The sequence below is a fragment of the Bdellovibrio bacteriovorus genome, from assembly GCF_002208115.1.
GTDB classification, from domain to species: Bacteria; Bdellovibrionota; Bdellovibrionia; order Bdellovibrionales; family Bdellovibrionaceae; genus Bdellovibrio; species Bdellovibrio bacteriovorus_C.
In genome coordinates, this window is the sequence record NZ_CP020946.1 from 2,780,822 (window position 1) to 2,801,226 (window position 20,405).

Genomic DNA, 20,405 nt, shown 5'->3' on the forward strand with positions numbered 1-20,405 from the left:
ACCAAGGTCGCTCAAAACGGTTCATATGCAAGGCGGAGACATGCCCTCGCAGCGCAGGCGTGCTCCAAGCACGTCGAAGCGAGAAGGCATGCCGACAACGCAGTCAGATGAGCCGTTTTCAGCGGCCGCCTTAGATTTTGTTTTTTACGTATTCTACGACGGCATCAACCACTTGATTCAGGTTGAGCGCAGTTGTGTCCACAACCAAAGCATCTTCTGGCACGGCCATCGGAGCCACTTTGCGAGTGGAATCTTGCAGGTCACGCTGCTGCTGGGCTTTCACCATGTCTTCATGGTCCAGACCCAACTCTGCCGCACGGCGGGCCGCACGGTGTTCACTGTTAGCAGTCAAATAAACCTTGGCTTCCGCAGAAGGGAATACCACGGTGCCACAATCGCGGCCTTCAGCCACCAGACCTTGAGGGCCGGCAGAACAGTTGCGTTGAGCATCCAATAGCGCCTTACGCACTTCCGGATAATGACTGACTTTACTTGCGAAATTGCCCACGTCTTCGTGAGCGATTTGGTCGGTGACGTCCTGGTCTTTGAAGAACACACGAGTGCGTTCATCATCCATCTTCACGCTCCATACCGGATCGTGAGTCAGATTGGCCAAAGTGGAAACGTCATCCAGATCAATTTGCAATTGAAGAGCGGCAAATGCCAAACCACGATAGAATGCACCCGTAGAAACCCACTGCCAGCCCAAACGACGAGCCAGCTCACGACTTACTGAAGATTTTCCGGAGGCCGCAGGGCCATCAATCGTAATTACCATTCCCATAATTCTCCAAAACTACAGCGGAGTGATTTCTTTTAAAACATCCGCCAAAGCTGACATAGCAGCTTCATTTTCATGATCGCGCCCTACACTCAAACGCAGATGCGTCTTGAACCCATAGTTCAATAGCGGTCTCATGATAATCCCACGACGTAACAAGGCTTCGTTCACCTTGGCGGCGTCGCGGAGAGTGTCAAACATGACAAAATTTCCCTGAGATGGAATGTACGGCAGGCCTAATTCTTCTAACTTCTTGTAGAAGTAATCAAGCCCTTTCCAGCAAATCTGCTGCGATCGCTCAATAAATTCTTTATCTTGCAGAGCCGCATTTGCAGCCACTTGCGCTAAATCGTTGACATTAAATGGTTTGCGCACACGGTTAAAGACCTCCACAACCTCGGGCGGCGCGATCATCGCCCCCAGGCGGAAACCCGCCAGGCCATAGATTTTGGAGAAAGTGCGAAGAACAATCAGGTTTTTATACTGTCCCATATAACCTTGTGCGGATGCATAGTCTTTGGCACGCACAAATTCGTTATAGGCCTCGTCGAAAATAATCATCACATCGTCGCGGTTACCGACTTTCTGAAGGAAAGCCTCCACTTCAGCTTTGGTCGCGTAGGTGCCGGTAGGATTGTTGGGATTAGAGACAAAAATCAAACGGATGTTTTTTTCCGGGTGTTTCAGGAAATAATCCGCAATCGCCGGCAGATCAAAGCGGTATCCTTCCGCCATTGGAACTTTGTGGATCACGGCACGGTTCGCCGGAGCGCTGACTTCATAGGCATTAAACGCTGCCGCAGATGTCAAAACGCCGTCATGGTGCTCACAGTAAATACGGCACAACAAATCAATCAGTTCGTCGCTGCCGTTGCCAATAGCAAGTTGTTTTGTCGGGAAGCCCCATTCTTTCGACAAAGTCTGCAAAAGCTCATAGTGGGATGGATCCGGATACAGGTGCTGATGATCCAAAGCCTGCTTCACAGCCGCCATGGCTTTCGGGCTGGGACCCAAAGGATTCTCGTTACTTGCGAGCTTGTAGACCGTTGTGAGCCCGTACTCACGTTGGGTCTCGGAAATCGGCTTTCCAGGTTTGTAGGGCACCAGATTCAAAATTTCGGGAGAAATCTTCACTTTAGAATCCTTTTCTTAGAGAGAATACTTTGCTATACCTGTCCGACTAAGACTTAACATTTTTAGAGTGTATAAGAGACAGCCTTTTCTTAGAGAGAATACTTTGCTATACCTGTCCGACTAAGACTTAACAACATTCCAGTGCAATTTCAATAGAGAGCGTTCGAAAATGCAAAACAGCCTCGTGCTCGGGGTGAGCGTCGGTGAATCTTTCGCCGAATTCTCACTCCTGTCAGACTCCAGTCCCCTTGCGCAAAAGAGAGTGTTTCACTCTCGTGAAAGCCTTAAATCCTCACTGTCCCAGTTCATCGCGCCCCATGGAAAAATCCAGAAGGCTTTCATCAGCCTGCGCGTTCCCAAAAAACTTTTGGACTACAAACTGAGTGGTGCTGTGGCTCACGTCAGCACCGAAGGACTGGAACACTGGCTGGATCTTTGCGGAACTCCGGCAGCGCTGACCAGCAAGGATCTGCAATTTGCCCTGCGTGAACGCGTGCGCGCGGACGGCAGTGTGGAAACCGCATTGCAAACCGAGGAACTGGAAGCCATTGCCGCAAAGCTTGAACTGATGAGCTGCAAAAAAGTCTGCCTGAACCTGTTGCACTCTGCGACCAATCCCGTGCACCTGAACGCGGCGACAAAATTCTTCGCCGAAAAAGGCATTGAAGTGTTTGCTCCGGCCAGCAGCGACAACCCTCACGAAGTCACTCGCTGGACTCAGAATGCCCTGAACGCCACTCTTTCCGGCGTTTTTGCGGACCTGAAAAAAGACGTGTATGCGGGCCTTGAGTCCGCGCTGGATAAAAAAGACATTCACTTCCTGGATGCCGGCGGTGAACTTTTCCAGGAGGAATCCGGAAAAGAAATCAGCAGCCAGTTTGCCGCTTCCACCGCCCTGGGGCTTTGGAACAAGTCCTTGGGGTCTGATGTTCTGTATCTGGGCCTTGAATACTTCACTTTGATTTCTCCGACCCGCTGGGCAGCCCAATGGAACAGTTGCTGGGGACCGGTGGAGCTACGCCACGTAAAAGTAAAAAATCTGGGCATTCAACCCACTTTGGGAATTGGTTTGAATGGCTTTGAGCGTTTTGACTTCCTGACTCAGGAAGAAGGCTGGGAACCGGGGCCGATGTTCCTGGGTCGCGGGCAAAAAATGAGTCTTTTGGATCTGTGGTCCGAAAATCCAAAGCTTTCCAAACTGGAAGGCCTGGAAGACCGTGTTTCCGCCCAGGGAATTCAGCGCTTTAAAACCTCCCTGCTGACTCTTTCCAAAATCAGCACGTTCAAAGACAATGACTTCAATCATCTGACCAAAGAACTGCAAAGCCTGTCCGTGCAAAGACTGGCGGTGGAATCCTTCCTGCAGCGTGATCAGCAAAAGTTATTGGTGACGGGTCCTTTGGCGGCGCTGTTTGCCAATATCTTCAAAAAAGATCCGCACACAACAGTGGCAGCTGATGAATTCTGTGAATCCGCAGCCACGGCCCTGTGGGGCATGAAAGCCCTGAAGGAGTCCAAATGAACTATCAAATCGAACTTCTGCATTCTTTGCTGAATCAATTCCTGGTGGGTGAATCCGCACTGATGACTTTGGACGGTGATGTCCTGGGTGTGCGCGGTCAGCAACCAGTGACCTATGGCACACTGACAACCGCGGCCGGCACTGCGGCGAAGTACCTGAAACTTCAGGAAGGCGACATCGCCCTTTTGAATGACCCTTACAGCGGCGGAAGCCTGTTGTCCGAGATGACTTTTGTCATGGCGGTTTCAGAGGATCTTCTGTGGGTTTCGCGCCGTCCTTTGGACACCCAGGTGAAAATCGTCAAATCCATCGAAGAAGAAGGCCTGCGCATTCCGCCGACACCCCTTCGTCAGAAAAACCAGTTGAATGAAATGATTCTGGCAGCCATGCAGGCCCATCCGGCCTGCCCCGCTGATTTCGTGCCTTGGCTGAAAGCCCAAGTGGCTGATCTGACCGCCGGCGCAAAAAAACTGGTGGATGCGATTGAGCTGACGGGTTTCACTGTGACCGGCGAGCTGATCGAAGACTATCTGCGCATCTCGAAGAAAGCGGCGACGAAAAAGATTTCTGAAAGCGCTTCGGGCGAAGCCCGCGTGGATGTGGTTTTGGACAGCGGTGAACTGCTGCGCCTGAATATGGAAATCCAGGATGGCAAGATCTCTTTGGATTTCAGCGGCACCACGGCGGCCAAAACAGTTTCCATGACTGAATCCGCGACCTATGGCGCCTGCTTCCATGCCCTGAGCCGTCATTACGGATTCACGGACCTGGCGAATTCCGGTTCATTCTCTGTTTTGCAAATCACCAAACCTTCCGGCTGCTGGCTGGTGGGTAAATATCCAGCGCCGACTTTCAAAGGGATGACCTGCGGGGTGGCGGCGTTACAGTCCGCAATTGAACTGGCGCTGGCACAAATTCACCACAAACAGGAATCCTCATTGGGCAGCCACTGTGCCCTGCAATTTGATCTTCAGTCCGGCAGCAAACATGCACTTTTGACTTTGCCAGGCGGTGAAGGCGCGAAAACGTCCCGTGACGGCGTCAGCGCGCATCTGGATACAATTTCTTTGGAACAACTGGAACGCGATTTCCCGATCAAGGTTCTGCGTGTGGATCAACGCCACTCTAACGGTGGCAAAGGCAAATTTAACGGCGGTCGTGGTGTGGTGATGAAGATCGAGGTGTGCGGAGACCTTTCCGCCACCTGGATGACCGACCTGACCTTGCATCGTCCCCGCCTGCTGAAAACCTGCAGCCATGGCGATCCAGCCGAAGTCACCCTGGAACAAGGTGAGGTGGCAAAATCACTTCCCGTTTTGGGACAGCAAAAATTTGCAGCTAAAGACATCCTGACACTTTGTTCAGGTTCTGGTGGCGGCTATGGTCGTGCAGAATAACAAAGGACTCTAGCGAGAGTCCTTTGTCGGTGATAACATATCAGGCATGAAACACCTTTTTATGTTTTTCGCAGCATTGGGTTTGTTAGTGGGCCTCAACTCTGAGGCCAAGACACCCCCGTCTGCCAAGAAAGGAAACACCGTGAGTACGTCTGAAGTGGCCTATCTGGCCGGCGGCTGTTTTTGGGGCATGGAAGATTTGTTGCGCAAACTTCCGGGCGTCACCCAAACGGAAGTTGGTTACATGGGCGGCGAAACTAAAAATGCGACCTACAATCTAGTAAAAACCGGCACGACTAATCATGCCGAAACCGTGAAGATCACCTTCAACCCGGAAAAGATCACCTATCAGGATCTGCTGCTTTACTTCTTCAAGATTCATGATCCGACGACGAACAACCGTCAAGGCAATGACATCGGCACCCAGTATCGCAGTGCCATTTTCTATACCTCTGATAAACAAAAAGATGAGGCAGAAATTGTAAGAGCTCGCGTGGACAAGTCAGGAGCCTGGAAAAGTCCCGTGGTTACTCAGATCATCAAAGCTGCCGATTTTTGGTCTGCGGAAGAGTATCATCAGGATTATTTACAAAAGAATCCAGGTGGATACACTTGTCACTTCGAACGTAAAATCGAATTTAAGCAGTAAAAGGTTACATATAAGAAAGGTCCTTCTTTTGTCCGTGCAACTTGTGGAACCGCACAGTATTGCATAAGGGTAAGTAAGGAGAGGGGCCTTATGCACCTGAGAGTTCAACAAGCACTTGTCGCATTGATTCTGTCAGCAACTGTCTTCGTGTCGGGGCACGCCCGTGCCGACGTGATCTCTTTCCGCTCTGATTTCTGGTGCCCTTACGTTTGCAATCCTGATTCTGAAACTCCCGGTTATATGGTGGAAATCGCCCGCACCGTTTTTGAAAAACACGGCCACAAGGTGCAGGTGAAACTTTCCAACTGGGTTCGCGCCATCAAAGACACCCGCAGCAACCGCGTGCAGGGCCTGATGGGTTGCAGTGTGGTGGATGCACCGGACTTTATCTATCCCAAGAAATCTTTGGGCATCATGAAAAATGCCTACTTCGTCCCTAAGAACTCCACTTGGACTTACAAAGGCCGCCCGTCTTTGCAGGGCATGAAAATCGGCGTGATCAATGGCTATACCTATGGTGACAGTGTCGACAACCTGATCCGCTCCCGCCATCGTTCTTTCATTCCGTTTTCCGGGGATCGCCCGCTGGAGCAGGTCATTCGCATGATGCAGGCCGGACGCCTGGATGGTTTTATCGAAAATCCGGTGGTGCTGCAGTACACGTCCGTGTCCGCCAAGATCACCATGGAAAATATGAAAGTTGCAGGCTGGGTTGAAAATCACGATCCGGCGCTTTACATCTCTTTTTCGCCGAACAATCCGAAGTCGCAGGAGTACGCAGAAATTCTGACTCGTGGGGTGGAGGAACTTCGCCGCAGCGGAGAGCTGCAGCGGATTCTTCAGAAGTACAACCTGAAGGACTGGGAACAGCCCTCAGGGATTTCATTAGGTGCTTTGGACAACCTTGGCTCCAGTTTCCTCAAGAGCCCGCTTAATCCGTTCAACATGTTCAATGCTCGTAGTCTCTAGAACGAAGTCGATGCGGGTTTCACGCAAGGAAAGCCCCTTCGACACACGGTCATGACGAACTTCCAGGATATTGGCTTTTTGGGAAGCAATCGCCTGGGTCAAACGGCTCAGATTCCCCGGCAGGTCATCCACGATCACGGACAATTCACACAGTCTTCCACGCAGAATCTGACCGCGGTCGATGATCTTGGAAACGATATTCAAATCGATGTTACCACCGCTGATAATCACGCAGGTCTTTTTACCTAGATCCAGGCCGCGGGACATGGCTGCGGCCATCGCGGCGGCACCGGACCCTTCGGCCACGGTTTTGGCTCTTTCCATCAGGAACACGATCGCTTCTGCGATTTCGTCATCACTGACGGTCACAACCTGATCGACATATTTGGAAATGAAATTATCCAGCATCACCTGCGACGGATTTTTGATCGCAATGCCGTCAGCAATCGTTGCCGCCCGTTTGATCTGGGACAGCGGCTGTTTGTTATAAAGATGCGCCATTCCCGGTGAACGGTCACTTTGCACGCCGATCACCCGGATTTTTGGATTGATGGCCTTCACCGCCAACGCCACACCACTGATCAGACCGCCCCCACCGATGGGAACAATCACCGTGTCCAGATCCGGAACCTTTTCCAGGATTTCGATCCCGATAGTTCCCTGACCTGCGATCACATGCGGATCCTGGTACGGATGAACAAAGGTATAGCCGTGTTCTTTTTCAAGTTTCTGAGCGTGCTCGAAAGCCTCGTCGTAAATTTCGCCCTTCAGCACAACATTGGCGCCGTAATCCCGGGTCGCAGAGGCTTTGCTGATCGAGGCTGTTTCCGGCATCACGATGGTGGATTTAACCCCGGCCAGTTTTGCTGAAAGTGCCACGCCCTGAGCGTGATTTCCGGCAGAGCTTGCCACCACACCACGGGCTTTTTCATCGGCCGTCAGATTCGAGATCTTGTTATAGGCCCCGCGGAATTTAAAACTGCCCGTGCGCTGAGTGTTTTCAAACTTCAGATACACTTCGCTTTTAAGCAGGTTGCTGGCACTGATGGAATGGCTCATTTCTGTGGGACAGATGATGTCTTTCAGAAGTTCACGGGCTTTTTGGATGTCTGCAAAGCTGACTTTCATTTTGGATCAGGACTCCCAATACACAGTTAATCCCCACACCGGAGGATACTCTTTATGGGGCAAACGATCGGACGACACCCTTACTCCAAGGCTGGAGTAAAAATTCGAATCGGTCATGCCCATGGCCCTACTCTCGTCGAAAAAATAGAAGGGTGCAAGGTGCTTTCCACAGCATTCACAGGTCGTCACAAGCTCCCCGTCAGCCGAGTTTACGGTGTCGCAGCGGTGGCAGCGACGAAAGTGTGTAGAGTCCGACATACGTGCTCCTTTGAAAGATTCATTCATCTTAGGCCCGTCCACAGACCCCAGCAAGGGGCGGTCTCAATTTAAGCTATTGAAATGACGTCACAAAATGACTAATGACTTTTCGCGTTATGCGCAATTTGAGGCCGTTTACAAGCATCCCGAGGCTGTGTCGCGAAGTCGCCCCAATTCTGGACTGCAAAGGCACCAAGGGAATTTGCGCGCGTCTGTTAGACAAGCATGCGAAAGAACGATATTTTAATCGGACTGTTGAAAGGGTCCCTATGAAAACCACACTCGTAAAATCGCTATTCAGAGAAACAGAAAAGCATCTGGACAAAGAAGTCTATCTTTCCGGATGGGTTCGCAAAATCCGCGACCAAAAGAATTTCGGCTTCATCGAACTGAATGACGGCACCTTCTTCAAAGGTGTGCAGGTGGTTTTTGATACTCATCTGGCAAACTTCGCTGACGTTGCAGCTCTTTCCATCTCCAGCTCGGTACTGGTGACTGGCAAGGTTGTAAAATCCCAGGGCGCGGGTCAAACATTTGAAGTCATGGCTTCCAAAATCGAGATCGTGCAAAAAGCCGATCTGGAATACCCGCTGCAAAACAAACGTCACAGCATGGAATTCCTGCGCGAGATCGCACACCTTCGCCCGCGCACCAACACCTTCAGCGCGGTCTTCCGCGTGCGCTCTGTTTTGGCTTACGCAATTCACAAGTTCTTCAACGAACAGAACTTTGTGTACGTGAACACGCCGATCATCACCGGCTCTGATGCGGAAGGTGCGGGCGAGATGTTCCGCGTGACCACACTGAAACTGGACAAACCACCGCGCAAAGAAGACGGCAGCATTGACGCCAGCCAGGACTTCTTCGGCAAGGAAACCAACCTGACTGTGTCCGGTCAGTTGAACGGTGAAACTTTCTGTGCGGCTTTCCGCAACATTTACACGTTCGGCCCGACATTCCGTGCGGAAAACTCCAACACCTCCCGCCACGCGGCCGAGTTCTGGATGATCGAACCCGAGATCGCCTTTGCTGATTTGACGGCGAACATGGAACTGGCGGAAGACATGATCAAGTACATCATCCGCTACGTGATGGAGCAATGCCCGGAAGAAATGGAGTTCTTCAACCAGTTCATCGAAAAAGGCCTGTTCGACAAACTGAACAACGTCCTGAACAACAACTTTGCGCGCGTGACTTACACCGAAGCCATCGAGATCCTGCAAAAATGCGGGAAGAAATTCGAGTATCCGGTTCAGTGGGGCATCGACATGCAGTCTGAACATGAACGTTACCTGGCTGAAGAGCACTTCAAAAAGCCGGTGTTTGTGACGGATTATCCGAAGGACATCAAGGCTTTCTATATGAAGCTGAACGAAGACGGCAAAACTGTTCGCGCCATGGACTTGCTGGCTCCGGGCATTGGCGAAATCATTGGCGGATCCCAGCGTGAAGACAATCTGGAAAAACTGGAATCCCGCATGAAGCAAGTGGGCCTGCATCCGGAAGAGTATTCCTTCTATACGGATCTGCGCCGCTATGGCAGCTTCCCGCACGCGGGCTACGGCCTGGGCTTCGAGCGCATGCTGATGTACGTGACTGGAATGGGAAATATCCGCGACGTGATTCCGTTCCCGCGCACACCGAAGAACGCTTTGTTCTAGTAACTTTCAAAGGGGATCACCGGATCCCCTTTTTTATTTCTGTTTCGGATCGGGAAACCGCCCCTGAAAATCTTCTTTACGATTTCATCCACCCTGACAGTGGAAGCCCCCTCAGCCTCACCACAATCAACTTATACGCGGTACAAATATTGAAGCCTTCCTCAAGAGCCACACATTCAACTTCAGGAAAGGTATCTCAGAGTAAGACAGCATGACCGCAACACTTCGCACGTACTTTCATTAACAATGAGTGATTTAGGCAGGACCTTCGCCCGGTTTGCGATGCAAACGCTTCACCTTTTGGACAGAAGACCGAAGAGCCCCTAAGGAGTATCAATTTGAATTTATTGAGTCGAGCACTGCGCATCACTGTAGCCCTGATTCTGAGCGGAAGCTCAGCGCTGGCCGATATTCCTCAAGAGCTGCAGGATGTGGTCTTCTCTGGAGACCTGAATGCCCGCTCCTCGGTTGATTTCCGCGGCAAAGCCAAAAACCTGGTGTCCGTGGTTCCCAAAGATTCTGAAGGCACCGTTTTGGAAACCCGCAAACTGAAGCGCACCGGTTCGTATGGTGTCAAGGTCCGCATCACAAAAGTGGGCGGCGGTAAAACTAAAACCAAAGAAGGCGATGAGGTCTGGGTTTATTTCTCTCAGAAAGATCCATGGCTGGCCTTTAAAGACAAAGACGGTTCCGAGGTGCAGGATCCTGAAGTTGCACTGACTTCCCGTGCGATTCGCGATGGGGAAGGCATGCCGGTGGAAGGAACTGAAGCCCGCCCGACTCTGCCGACCAAAGAAAGTGTCAAAGCCAATCAGATGCCGGAAGTGGATCCGAACCTGGCCAAGAACAAAGATCCTCGTCAAACCGAGGGTGGCTTTATCACGACTTGTAAAGACTGCTCCACGACCAAACCCAGTGAAACTGCACAACGCAATCTGCAGAACCTGGATGACGTCCGCAAAGAAGTCAGCCGGTCTTCAAGCACGTCGATTCCCAAGAACCCTGCGGCCGGCAAGTGGTCCGATGATCCAATGATCATGGGTTATTCTGAAGGCAAAGAAGTCAAAAACACCATTCGTTACGGGATGAGAAACAAACGCTCCCGTTCTACAAGTTACTGTTACCGCTATGTCAAACGTGCCCTTATGGGTGGTGACATGATTGATCGTTATCCACCTGGAGGCCATGCCCGCGATGCGGTCCGTGACCTTAAAGCCCAGGGCATGATCAATCTGATGGACAATCCCAAGTACCGCAACATGATCAAAAGTCCTGCGGATGTTCCAAAAGGCGCAGTGATCGTCTATCATAATGGTACCAAAGAATCCGGTGACGTTCAGATCAAGACGGACTGGGGTGATAACGGTGGATTTGTCAGTGATTTCTATTCCAACAATTCATTCCTAAGCTCTCCTAAAGCGCGTCGTTACGCGAAACAGGGTAAGCCGTACCGAATGATCGGCGTGATGATCAAACCGTAAGAAGGGAAAGTACAATGAGAAAATTCGCACTTATTGCCATCCTTTGTTCCTTCTGCGCAGCCCCTGCAATGGCGGCTGATGCGGTGACTGCTGAAGTGTCAAAACTGCAGGCTTTGAAGCTTGAAACCGTCAAAACAGCGGACGAAAACACCAAACTGACTGAAGCCGACATGAAGGCGCAGGATGAAGTGTTTGAGGCTCTGGAAGGCGCGGTGCAAGCGGCCGTCAAAAAAACCACACCCGAACTGGATGCCGAGATCCTGCGTGTGACTGTGGAAATGCTGAAAAAAGATCCGACTCAGTTCGCCGGCGAACTTGTGCTGCCACTGTATGAGAAAAATAAAAAAAGCTTCCTCGAATCACTGAAGAAGCTTTCCCCGTCTGACGCCAAACTGGTTGAAGACGCCGTCAAAGCAGCCGCGCGCCAAAAGCGCTACGGCAACGGATAAGTCCTAAACGGAAGCAATCTCGCTGAAAGACTTTGCTTCCAAAGATGCTCCCCCGACCAGGAAACCATTCACGTGCGGTTGTTTGATCAAACCCGCCGCATTGTCCGGCTTTACGCTGCCACCATAAAGAATCGGTGCCGTTTCAAAACCCAGTGCTTTTAGAATATTGAAAACGTCGGTGTGAGTTTCCGCCACCTGTTCCGGCGTCGCCACCTTCCCCGTGCCGATTGCCCAAACCGGCTCGTAGGCAATGACCACAGGTTTGGATTTGTCGGCCTTCGCCAGACCCAGATTCAGTTGAGTTTCCAGAACACGGAAAGTTTTTGCAGACTCGCGCTCTTGCAGGGTTTCACCAATGCACAACATCGGTGTCAGGCCCAGGCTTTGAACGAAAGCGACTTTGTCTGCCACCAGGGCATCGCCTTCACCAAAGATCGCACGGCGTTCGCTGTGACCGATCAATACGTAGCTGCCGCCCAGATCCTTTACCACTTGCGCAGAGTTTTCGCCGGTGAAAGCACCTTGTGCCTGAAAATAACAGTTCTGCGCACCAAACTTGATGCTGGAACCTTTCAAAGATTCACTGGCGGCTTCCAAAGAAATCGCCGAAGGGAAAAAGACCACTTCCCCCGTTGCTTTCCCCGCCAGTTCCTTGAACTGAGCAAAAAACTCACGCGTTTCTTTTGGAGATTTAAAAAGCTTCCAGTTAGCAGCAAAAATCTTTTTCATCGTTTCGGTCCTTAAAAGAAAAAAGGCCCTTCATAACGAAGGACCTTTCAAATTTAGCAAAAATTCTGAGGTCAGCGCACTACGCGCCGGGCCTTAGCGAATTCTGGTGCGTAGGATTTCAAGACCCGGCAACTTATCGCCCTGAAGATATTCAAGGGATGCGCCGCCACCTGTTGAGATGTGAGTCATCTTCCCAGCAAAGCCGGAAGCATCCGCCGCCGCTGCAGAGTCACCACCACCCACGATTTTAACTGCGTTGCTTTCAGCAATGGCTGCTGCCACACCGAAAGTGCCTTTTGCGAAGGCCGGATTTTCAAAGATGCCCATAGGGCCGTTCCAGAAAATAGTGCCCGCTTCACGCAAAGCCGCAGAGAAGTTCTTGATGGATTTAGGACCGATATCCACACCCAGCTCGTCTTCTGCGATCGCCACATCATTGGTCACATGCGCGTGCGCTGTGTCCGTGATGCCTTTGGTCGCCACATGATCCACCGGCAACAAAATGGTTTTGTTGCGGGCTTCAATACGCTCGATCATTTCTTTGGCGTATTTCAACTTGTCATTTTCAACCAAAGACTTACCGACTGGCAGTCCCTGAGCTTTCAGGAAAGTGTACGCCATCGCGCCACCCACGATGAAACCGTCAACAACGTCCATCAGGCGTTCGATAACTGCGATCTTGTCTGAAACCTTCGCACCACCCATCACCGCGATGTACGGGCGTTTTGGGTTTTGCAGCAGGGAATCCAGCATCGTGATTTCCTTTTCAATCAGGAAGCCGATACCTTTGTCCTTCATCACTGAAGGCAAAGCATGAATGGTCGCGTGGGCGCGGTGAGAAGCACCAAAAGCGTCGTTGATGTAAACGTCGCAGTAGTTGGCGATCTTTTGCGCGAACTCGATGGAATCTTTTGTCTCCCCTTCTTCGAAACGCACGTTTTCAAGAAGGATCAACTGATTTGGTTTCAGAGAAGGCAAAAGGTGTTTTGGAGCGTCAGAGTCCGGTTCTTCCACCAGAATCACTTCCGCATTCAAAAGATCCTGCAGGCGCTTTGCCACAGGCTCCAAAGAAAACTCTGTGTCGTCTTTGGATTTGGGACGACCCAGGTGGGAAGCCATAACCAGCTTCGCTCCTTGTTCCATGCAATACTTGATTGTCGGCAAAGATGCCGTGATGCGGTTTTCGTCCGTGATCTTGCCGTTCTCCATTGGAACGTTCAAATCCAAGCGCAGGAAAACAACTTTCCCTGCCAACTCGAAATCACGAACTGTCTTGATGCCTTTAAGACCGTTAGCCATGAATTAAAGACCTTTCTTCTGCATGTGCAAGGCAACGTCCACCATGCGGTTGGAGAAGCCAGTTTCATTGTCGTACCAGGAAAGAACTTTCACCATGCGCGGGCCCACAACCATGGTTGTTGCCAGATCGACGATGGAAGAATGTTTGTTGCCGTTGAAGTCCACGCTGACAAGCTCGTTGTGTTCTACTGCCAGAACACCTTTCATCGCGCCTTCAGAAGCTTTGATCAAAGCTTCGTTCACGGATTCACGGGTTACGTCTTTCTTTGCAGTGAATGTGAAATCCACCAAAGAAACGTTCGGAGTCGGAACACGCACGGAGATACCGTCGATCAGACCTTTCAGCTCTGGCAACACCAGGCCCACGTTTTTCGCAGCCCCGGTTGTTGTCGGGATCATGCTGACCGCCGCAGCACGGGCACGGCGCAAATCACTGTGAGGAGCATCCAGGATCTTCTGGTCATTCGTGTAAGAGTGAACAGTCATCATCGTACCGTGTTCGATACCGAAGGTGTCGTTCAGAACTTTCGCCAAAGGCGCCAGGCAGTTTGTCGTGCAGGACGCGTTAGAAACCACAACGTGCTTGGATGGATCGTAAGATTCGTGGTTGATACCGTACACCATTGTGATGTCCGCACCTTTTTCAGCAGGGCCGGAAACCAAAACGCGTTTTGCACCAGCAGAAATGTGCTGCATGAAATCTTCGCGTTTTTTGAATGCGCCAGTGCACTCAAGAACAAGGTCCACGCCCAGATCCTTCCAAGGAACTTCGGCGGGATTGCGGGTTTTGGAAACAGCGATTTTTTTACCGTTTACGATCAGGTTGTGACCTTCGGTCGAAACGTCAGCGTTGAACACGCCGTGGGCAGAGTCGTATTTCAGCAAGTGAGCATCACCTTCGATGCTGTCCAGAGAATTGATTCCGACGATATCGAATTTTTCAAAACCCGCGCGGAAAAGAACACGACCAATACGACCAAAACCGTTGATACCAACACGCAACTTAGACATGAGTGAGCTCCTTGTTTTAAACCCACTCAATATCGGCTTTTGGAGACTAAAAAGCCAGTCTAGACACTGTTAGTCATAGACTGGCTTTTAGTGAAAATTACTTAAAATTTCCGCTCTCAGGGCCGCCTTGGGCGGCACTGATGTTTTTTAGTAACGGCTGACTGTCAGGGAAGGACGGTCTTCGCTGGAAATCGCCTTCACAAGTACGTCGGCAACGCCACCCATGGACTCAGCACGGATGTCGATGACCTGAACGCGCTCACGCAGGTTCAAGTTCTCGGAAATCGCCGTATCACCCGCATAAACTGTGCCCGTGTTGGTCAGCTCACGAACCTGGATGCGACGGTTGGATTCTGTATACACAGTCGTGTCGTGGATTTTAACACCCGCAGCCAAGCCACGGATCTCGATACGATCCAAAGCAATTGGGTAGCGCAGGGTCACACGGAACCACTCACCACCCGTGCGGCGGGTGATTTGGCTGATCTGAGCCGTGCCTTCATAACCGTAGCCATACTGACCACCCGGAGCTGGAGGAGGAGTTGGGCGAGTCGGAGCCGGAGTCGGGCGGATTGGTTCGTTGTTATGACGACCACCACCACCGTTGCCACGGCCGTTGAAGCGAACTTCCGTTTCTTTTACTTCATACCAGGAACCATCACGGCGGGAGCACGCATAGCCGCGGGTTTCTTCGGTACGGTCACGCAGATAGATGATGGACGTGTATTCACGGCAGTATTCGCCCGTGCGGTTGTTGTAACCTTCACGAGTGGAAGTGAAGCTTCCGCGAGCACCCGTGCGGGAACCATAATGACGACCATCCCAATCACGACGGCTGCCCAGGTTGTCCTGCAAAGAGCGTCTTTGTGCTTCTGCCAGAGCCTGACGATCAGCTTCATCCAAGTCCTTGCCGACTTTGGAGCCAATCAATGTTCCAGCTACAGCTCCGATAATGATAGCTGCTTTGTTGCCGTTCCCTTTACCGATTTGCGTACCGATACCGCCACCGATGATACCACCAATGATACCGCCGATAACTTCCTTATTCGCAAACGCAGGGCTTGTATATTGTACAAGGGAAGCGACAATTACTGATCCTAGAACGAGGTTCTTTTTCATAAAGTCTCCTTAAAAGACTGATTAGTGAATCCGTTGACCCTATATCCAAACTTTGTGCCAAGAAAACCAGTGTCAAAAGGGAACCGAAATTCCCTTAAAACCATTTTAACGAGCCGCGATCTCTTTCATCGCAGCAAAGTGATTGTAAAGAAGCGAATTGTACGAATACGCGTTCTTGCGACCGTCAAAGTGCTTCACCAGATCAAAGCGCTGCAAGCTGCTCATATGAGGCACCAGACGGCGCAGACTTCCTTGAGACAACTCGACACCTTTGCGGATGATGGCAGCGTAAGAATTATACCCTACAGAATTGTATGAATAGGAATTCATCTTTCTGTGGTTTTCATCCAGTTCCTCATCGATCTTAACAAAGGTCTTGTCCAAGCGACGAACTTCCTGCTCATAGAAGTTCGGGGCCGCAGCATAAACCTGCTGAGCCATCTTGCTGTAGGCGTTGTATGGAACCGAATTGTAGGAGTAGGTGTTCATTTTCCCGACATACTCATCCCCGCGAGCCAGCAACTGAGCTGTGGTTCTGATGTCACAATCCAACGCCAGTTTAAGACCGTTTTCCATCGCGCCGAAGATCGCTCTTCCCACCTCAGAGTACGCATTGTACTGAGTGGAGTTGTACGACTGCTGATTCATTTTCTGGAAGTAAAGGGCGCCCAAAACCTCCAGTTTTTCCATCTTGGTTTCTTTGGCTTCATTGCTTTTTGCGATCTGAACCATTCTGGCCGCTGTTGCTTTCAGCTCACGGTCGGCCATGTTGTATTCCACGGAATTGTAGCTGGCTGCATTCTTTCGGCGCGACCAAGCATCCATTTCCACATCCTGTTGCTCCAGACTGCGAGTCACATCGGCACGGCGAGCGCACGCATAGTTGCCACCACCATGACCACCATTATTGCCACCGCCATTGTGCCCGCCGTTGTGACCGCCATTGCCGTTGCCACCCGGTTGTTGCGGCACATTCCCCAGAACCAGTTGCGGACGGCTGTCCGTGGAAAGAGCCGTGACACGAATATCGGCATATCCACCATAGGATTCAGCCAGGATGTCGATAGCCACGATGCGGGAACGCAGGTTCAGATTTTCAGAAACCGCGCGGGAACCCACACCGAACACCGCTGTGTTGCGGAATTCACGGATGGAAACACGCTGGCCGTCTTCAGTGATCACACTGGCATCGTGAATTTTCAAACGCATTGCCAACGCCGCCACTTCAATGCGCTCCAAAGAAACCGCACGACGCAGACTGATGCGATACCACTCCCCGCCTGAACGACGGGTCACACCCTGAATCTCAAGAGTGCCTTCCTGAAGATACTGACCCGGAGGAGGTGGTGGCATCGGCGGAGCCTCGGGATAACGACCCGGGCGGTTGTCATTGTGTTGTGCCATCGCAGGGTGTGCCGCCTGCAGTACTGCTGCAGCAGCCAACATCCCAAGGATCAGTTTCTTTTTCATAACAATCTCCGAAATTGCAAATATTGATATTACTGGTTTTAACTTAAAATCTTCTTATTTGGACAGACGAGAAACATCTGTGTAGCTCGCATCACTGTAACCATCGTATTTCACCAGGGCATAACCGTTGGTGTAAACCGAACGAACCGTGCCGGCGTACTGGCCGTTCAGGATCACCCGATTGCCAGTGCAGATGTTTTTATGACAATCCGCCTGACGTCCCAAACGATCCACTTTGATGAAGCTCAGGTCACTGTAACCATCAAACTTGATAGAGGCCGTGCCATCAGCAAACACCTCGCGCACGGTTCCGACATAATAGCCCGAACCGTTATTGAACAGCACGCGAGTGCCGCCGCTGTAACCCTTCACAGAAGACACCACTTTCACCAGACGCGAAGTCTTGATGAAGCTGTATTCACTGTAACCTTCAAATTTGATTTTCGCGGTGCCATCAGCATAAATTTCAGTGACACGGCCCAGATAATTTCCGCTGCCATTATCGAACATGACTCGCGTGTCCACACAAATATCGCTGGCGCAACTCTGTCCTTTCATCAATCTTTTATGGTCAAGGAAGCTCAGGTCGCTATATCCGTCAAACTTGATGGAAACCATTCCGTTTACAAACGTCTCGCGCACAGTACCCGCATAGTAACCGCTGCCATTATTGAAGATGATTCTTTCACCCACACAAACAGATCCCGCACACTGCGCGGACTTGGTCAGTTTTGTCGATTTGATGAAAGATGGATCGCTGTAGCCTGGGAACTTCACCTGACGAACGCCGTTGGCGAAAACCATGCTGATCATACCCACATACTGATTTCCATTATCGAACAGAACGCGGTCACCGACACACTGGCTGGCCTGGCAGTTCATTGAGCGTGCAAGGTCTTTCAGGTCCAGAATAGAATCCTGGCTGTAACCCGGGAAGCTCACGCGGGCTTTACCGGACACGAAGATCTCTTTCACTGTGCCGACATAGCTCGTGCCGTTGTCAAACAGAACCCTATCACCCACAGCAATAGCCGTGGATTCTTGAGTGCGACCCGGAGCCGGAGGAGCTGTCGGCGTCACTGGTTGCGCAACTGCCGGCCCCTGCGCCGTCATACGTGGTACACCCAGATCAGAAACCGCTTTCACGCTCAATTCACTGATACCACCATAGGACTCAGCGCGGATTTCGATTGCAGTCACTTTCTGGTTCAAATTCAGATTGCCGGAAGACGCCGTGGCGTTGATATCCAAAACAGCGGCGTTACGGTACTCGCGAACATCCGAGCGCTGGCCATTTGCCAGAATCAAAGTCACCTCGTGAATTTTCACGCGGGCATTACGCCCTTTGATTTCCATATTTTGCAAAGTCAAAGCCTCTGCCAGAGTGATCTTGCGGATCTCACCGTCTTTCTTACGGGAAATCTCGCGCACCTGAACCTCGCCCGTGTACTGGCGCTGCACGGTGGACGTGGCAGTTGAAGACGTCGTCGTGGTCGTTGTATCTGTCCCTTGCTCTTTCGGTGGCTGCGGGAATTCCATGCCGCCACCGACATCATCAAAGCCCGGCAGGTCCGAAATAATGTCTGCATGAGCATTTTGCATCATGGAGAGTGTCGCAAGCACAGTGGCAATCAACCGACGTTTCATAAAGACTCCATACTGTTTTGGTTCCGCAGGCAGTAATCCAAGGTTCGTGCCGCCTGCGGGCGGCCTCAAACACCGATAAATTTGTTTTAAAGCTGGTCACCTGTCTCATTGTTGGACAGGGGGCGCCCAGGGGCACTTCCGATTATCTTGCGCGGGACAAGACCGTATGAGGACGCAGATACACCTTACCGTCGTCGTCATCTCGAACCGAGATCAAGCCACCGGCATAAGCTCCTTCTACACGGCCCGCATAGTAGCGGCCATTGCTCAGAGTGGACAGAACACGATCACCGCGGCAGAACCCGTTGGCACATTTCATCTCTTTAAATACGACATTGTGCTGACGTGCATAGGATTTACCATCATCGTCATCGCGCACATAGATCAGACCATTGGAATAAACACCCGTCACGGACCCGAAGTAGTACTTGTCACCGGACTTCGACATCACACGGTCTTTAATGCAAAGACCTGAACTGTGGCACTGCACGGACTTAAAGACGATCTCTTTTGTACGGGAGTAAACCTTACCATCGTCATCGTCACGCACAAGGATCACACCATTGGAGTAGATGACATCGATAACGCCACTATAGTATTTCGTGCCATCACCCGACCGGGAAAGAACGCGGTCTTTCACGCACAGGGACTCCAGGCAGCTCAAGCGGCGATGAATGACCTTGATATCACGGAAATAGTCCTTGGAATCATCAGCATCACGCATCTTCACCATGTTGTTGGAATAGATCGCAATGATCTTACCCACATAGGCCTTGGCTTGAGAACCCACTGGATAGGCCATGACCTCCTCACCTTCACACAGGCCGTTAGAAGCGCAGGAAATGCGTTTACCCACAGAGGAAATATCACGAACGTAGGTTTTGCCATCGTCCTCGTCACGAACCAGGACTTTGCCATTGCCATAAACTTCGACAACACGGCCGTCATAGTATTTGCCTTGAGAACTTACAGACACCACCACGTCACCGGATCTCAAACGAGTGTCCACCGGACGGCTTGGCTGAGTTGGCTGAGTCGGACGATTCGGCTGCGACGGCGGGGCCACAATCACCGGGCGCTGCACAGACATGCGAGGAACAGCTCTGTCCCCCACGGCTTTCAAAGAAATCGTCGCGGCATGGGAATAAGACTCCATACGCAGCTCAATAGTGCGAATGTCGTCATTGATATTCAGGTTTTCAGACGTCAACTGGGTGCCCGTCTCCAGAACATTGCTGTTATGGAACTCACGGATCATGTAGCGCTGACCACCCACGGTCATCACGGTCGCTTCATGGATTTTCAGACGGCTGGATTGCACGGTCAGTTCCAGATACTTCAGGTTTGTCGGCTGCACCAGATTAAAGCGATAGGCTTCACCGCCGGACTTGCGGCTGATCTGATCCAGGTTCGCCACGTCGGTATACTGACGGGTCACACCTTCATTGGGCATCGGCGGAGGAGGCGGACGGAACGTCTGTCCTTGAGAACCACCGTCCTCAAAGCCCGGCAGGTCCGAAATAATCTCAGCGTGAGCTGAGGCCTGAATCAAAGTCACAGCGGCAAGCAAACCCGCCACCCATTGTGTGTTCTTCATGGAAACGCTCCTGTTTTAATAGACAGAGCGAATTATTCCAAAGTTCGTGCCTCCACAATGGTTCCTAAATAAGCTCTAATTTTGAGCTCGGCATTTTTTACTGA

17 protein-coding genes are annotated in these 20,405 nt (G+C 51.3%); 7 read left to right on the top strand and 10 right to left on the bottom strand.

The features are described from left to right. Nucleotides 1-130: 130 nt before the first annotated feature. Both cmk and hisC read right to left on the bottom strand, forming a co-directional pair. Complete coding sequence (cmk, locus tag B9G79_RS13320) at nt 131-784, bottom strand: (d)CMP kinase (protein ID WP_088565946.1); 654 nt, start codon at nt 782-784, stop codon at nt 131-133. 12 nt (nt 785-796) lie between these two features. After that, a complete protein-coding gene (gene hisC / locus B9G79_RS13325) occupies nt 797-1,915 on the bottom strand; it encodes a histidinol-phosphate transaminase (protein WP_088565947.1) in 1,119 nt (372 codons plus the stop codon). A 262-nt stretch (nt 1,916-2,177) separates the two neighbouring features. Here hisC and B9G79_RS13330 point away from each other — a divergent pair, with 262 nt between their 5' ends. From B9G79_RS13330 to B9G79_RS13345, 4 genes are all read left to right on the top strand, one after another. Continuing rightward, nucleotides 2,178-3,437, top strand: a complete 1,260-nt coding sequence (locus B9G79_RS13330) for a hydantoin utilization protein (RefSeq protein WP_232468672.1) — start codon at nt 2,178-2,180, stop codon at nt 3,435-3,437. Continuing rightward, the gene (locus B9G79_RS13335; protein WP_088565949.1) at nt 3,434-4,834 is read left to right on the top strand and encodes a hydantoinase B/oxoprolinase family protein; all 1,401 of its coding nucleotides are present in this window, start codon (nt 3,434-3,436) and stop codon (nt 4,832-4,834) included. Before B9G79_RS13330 ends, B9G79_RS13335 begins: the two co-directional genes overlap by 4 nt. Before the next feature lie 142 nt (nt 4,835-4,976). After that, nucleotides 4,977-5,483, top strand: coding sequence for a peptide-methionine (S)-S-oxide reductase MsrA (gene msrA, locus B9G79_RS13340; RefSeq protein WP_232468673.1), 507 nt, complete (start codon nt 4,977-4,979; stop codon nt 5,481-5,483). A 90-nt stretch (nt 5,484-5,573) separates the two neighbouring features. Continuing rightward, nucleotides 5,574-6,452, top strand: coding sequence for a substrate-binding periplasmic protein (locus B9G79_RS13345; RefSeq protein WP_088565951.1), 879 nt, complete (start codon nt 5,574-5,576; stop codon nt 6,450-6,452). On the opposite strand, the gene ilvA is transcribed toward B9G79_RS13345, so the two are convergent. Beyond that, nucleotides 6,369-7,580 carry a threonine ammonia-lyase gene (ilvA, locus tag B9G79_RS13350; protein ID WP_088565952.1) on the bottom strand — a complete coding sequence of 404 codons (1,212 nt, stop codon included), beginning with the start codon at nt 7,578-7,580 and terminating at the stop codon, nt 6,369-6,371. The genes B9G79_RS13345 and ilvA overlap by 84 nt on opposite strands. A gap of 527 nt (nt 7,581-8,107) precedes the next feature. Here ilvA and asnS point away from each other — a divergent pair. The 3 genes from asnS to B9G79_RS13365 all read left to right on the top strand — a co-directional run bounded on the left by asnS (nt 8,108) and on the right by B9G79_RS13365 (nt 11,429). Continuing rightward, on the top strand, nt 8,108-9,499 hold the full coding sequence (asnS, locus tag B9G79_RS13355; protein ID WP_088565953.1) for an asparagine--tRNA ligase: 1,392 nt from the start codon (nt 8,108-8,110) through the stop codon (nt 9,497-9,499). Between the two features lie 338 nt (nt 9,500-9,837). After that, entirely contained in the window at nt 9,838-10,980 is a 1,143-nt protein-coding gene (locus tag B9G79_RS13360) for a hypothetical protein (protein WP_088565954.1), read from the top strand. 14 nt (nt 10,981-10,994) lie between these two features. Then, nucleotides 10,995-11,429, top strand: a complete 435-nt coding sequence (locus tag B9G79_RS13365) for a phosphoenolpyruvate carboxylase (protein ID WP_088565955.1) — start codon at nt 10,995-10,997, stop codon at nt 11,427-11,429. A gap of 3 nt (nt 11,430-11,432) precedes the next feature. Here B9G79_RS13365 and tpiA read toward each other — a convergent pair whose 3' ends face one another. From tpiA to B9G79_RS13400, 7 genes are all read right to left on the bottom strand, one after another. Further along, nucleotides 11,433-12,158, bottom strand: coding sequence for a triose-phosphate isomerase (gene tpiA, locus B9G79_RS13370; protein ID WP_088565956.1), 726 nt, complete (start codon nt 12,156-12,158; stop codon nt 11,433-11,435). A gap of 93 nt (nt 12,159-12,251) precedes the next feature. Further along, nucleotides 12,252-13,457, bottom strand: coding sequence for a phosphoglycerate kinase (locus B9G79_RS13375; RefSeq protein ID WP_088565957.1), 1,206 nt, complete (start codon nt 13,455-13,457; stop codon nt 12,252-12,254). Between the two features lie 3 nt (nt 13,458-13,460). Then, the gene (gap, locus tag B9G79_RS13380; protein ID WP_011163580.1) at nt 13,461-14,468 is read right to left on the bottom strand and encodes a type I glyceraldehyde-3-phosphate dehydrogenase; all 1,008 of its coding nucleotides are present in this window, start codon (nt 14,466-14,468) and stop codon (nt 13,461-13,463) included. A gap of 147 nt (nt 14,469-14,615) precedes the next feature. Further along, complete coding sequence (locus tag B9G79_RS13385; protein ID WP_088565958.1) at nt 14,616-15,587, bottom strand: beta-sandwich domain-containing protein; 972 nt, start codon at nt 15,585-15,587, stop codon at nt 14,616-14,618. Nucleotides 15,588-15,692: 105 nt separating this feature from the next. Further along, on the bottom strand, nt 15,693-17,057 hold the full coding sequence (locus B9G79_RS13390) for a beta-sandwich domain-containing protein (protein ID WP_088565959.1): 1,365 nt from the start codon (nt 17,055-17,057) through the stop codon (nt 15,693-15,695). A gap of 54 nt (nt 17,058-17,111) precedes the next feature. Continuing rightward, nucleotides 17,112-18,704: a beta-sandwich domain-containing protein gene (locus B9G79_RS13395; RefSeq protein WP_088565960.1), complete on the bottom strand. Its 1,593-nt coding sequence runs from the start codon at nt 18,702-18,704 to the stop codon at nt 17,112-17,114. 142 nt (nt 18,705-18,846) lie between these two features. After that, nucleotides 18,847-20,301: a beta-sandwich domain-containing protein gene (locus B9G79_RS13400; protein ID WP_088565961.1), complete on the bottom strand. Its 1,455-nt coding sequence runs from the start codon at nt 20,299-20,301 to the stop codon at nt 18,847-18,849. Between the last annotated feature and the right edge of the window lie 104 nt (nt 20,302-20,405).

What these genes read in the sequence shown, in the direction of transcription:
- cmk (WP_088565946.1), bottom strand. Translation starts at nt 784, where the DNA reads ATGGGAATGGTAATTACGATTGATGGCCCTGCGGCCTCCGGAAAATCT.
- B9G79_RS13335 (WP_088565949.1), top strand. Translation starts at nt 3,434, where the DNA reads ATGAACTATCAAATCGAACTTCTGCATTCTTTGCTGAATCAATTCCTG.
- B9G79_RS13345 (WP_088565951.1), top strand. Translation starts at nt 5,574, where the DNA reads ATGCACCTGAGAGTTCAACAAGCACTTGTCGCATTGATTCTGTCAGCA.
- ilvA (WP_088565952.1), bottom strand. Translation starts at nt 7,580, where the DNA reads ATGAAAGTCAGCTTTGCAGACATCCAAAAAGCCCGTGAACTTCTGAAA.
- asnS (WP_088565953.1), top strand. Translation starts at nt 8,108, where the DNA reads ATGAAAACCACACTCGTAAAATCGCTATTCAGAGAAACAGAAAAGCAT.
- B9G79_RS13365 (WP_088565955.1), top strand. Translation starts at nt 10,995, where the DNA reads ATGAGAAAATTCGCACTTATTGCCATCCTTTGTTCCTTCTGCGCAGCC.
- tpiA (WP_088565956.1), bottom strand. Translation starts at nt 12,158, where the DNA reads ATGAAAAAGATTTTTGCTGCTAACTGGAAGCTTTTTAAATCTCCAAAA.
- B9G79_RS13375 (WP_088565957.1), bottom strand. Translation starts at nt 13,457, where the DNA reads ATGGCTAACGGTCTTAAAGGCATCAAGACAGTTCGTGATTTCGAGTTG.
- gap (WP_011163580.1), bottom strand. Translation starts at nt 14,468, where the DNA reads ATGTCTAAGTTGCGTGTTGGTATCAACGGTTTTGGTCGTATTGGTCGT.
- B9G79_RS13385 (WP_088565958.1), bottom strand. Translation starts at nt 15,587, where the DNA reads ATGAAAAAGAACCTCGTTCTAGGATCAGTAATTGTCGCTTCCCTTGTA.
- B9G79_RS13390 (WP_088565959.1), bottom strand. Translation starts at nt 17,057, where the DNA reads ATGAAAAAGAAACTGATCCTTGGGATGTTGGCTGCTGCAGCAGTACTG.
- B9G79_RS13395 (WP_088565960.1), bottom strand. Translation starts at nt 18,704, where the DNA reads ATGAAACGTCGGTTGATTGCCACTGTGCTTGCGACACTCTCCATGATG.
- B9G79_RS13400 (WP_088565961.1), bottom strand. Translation starts at nt 20,301, where the DNA reads ATGAAGAACACACAATGGGTGGCGGGTTTGCTTGCCGCTGTGACTTTG.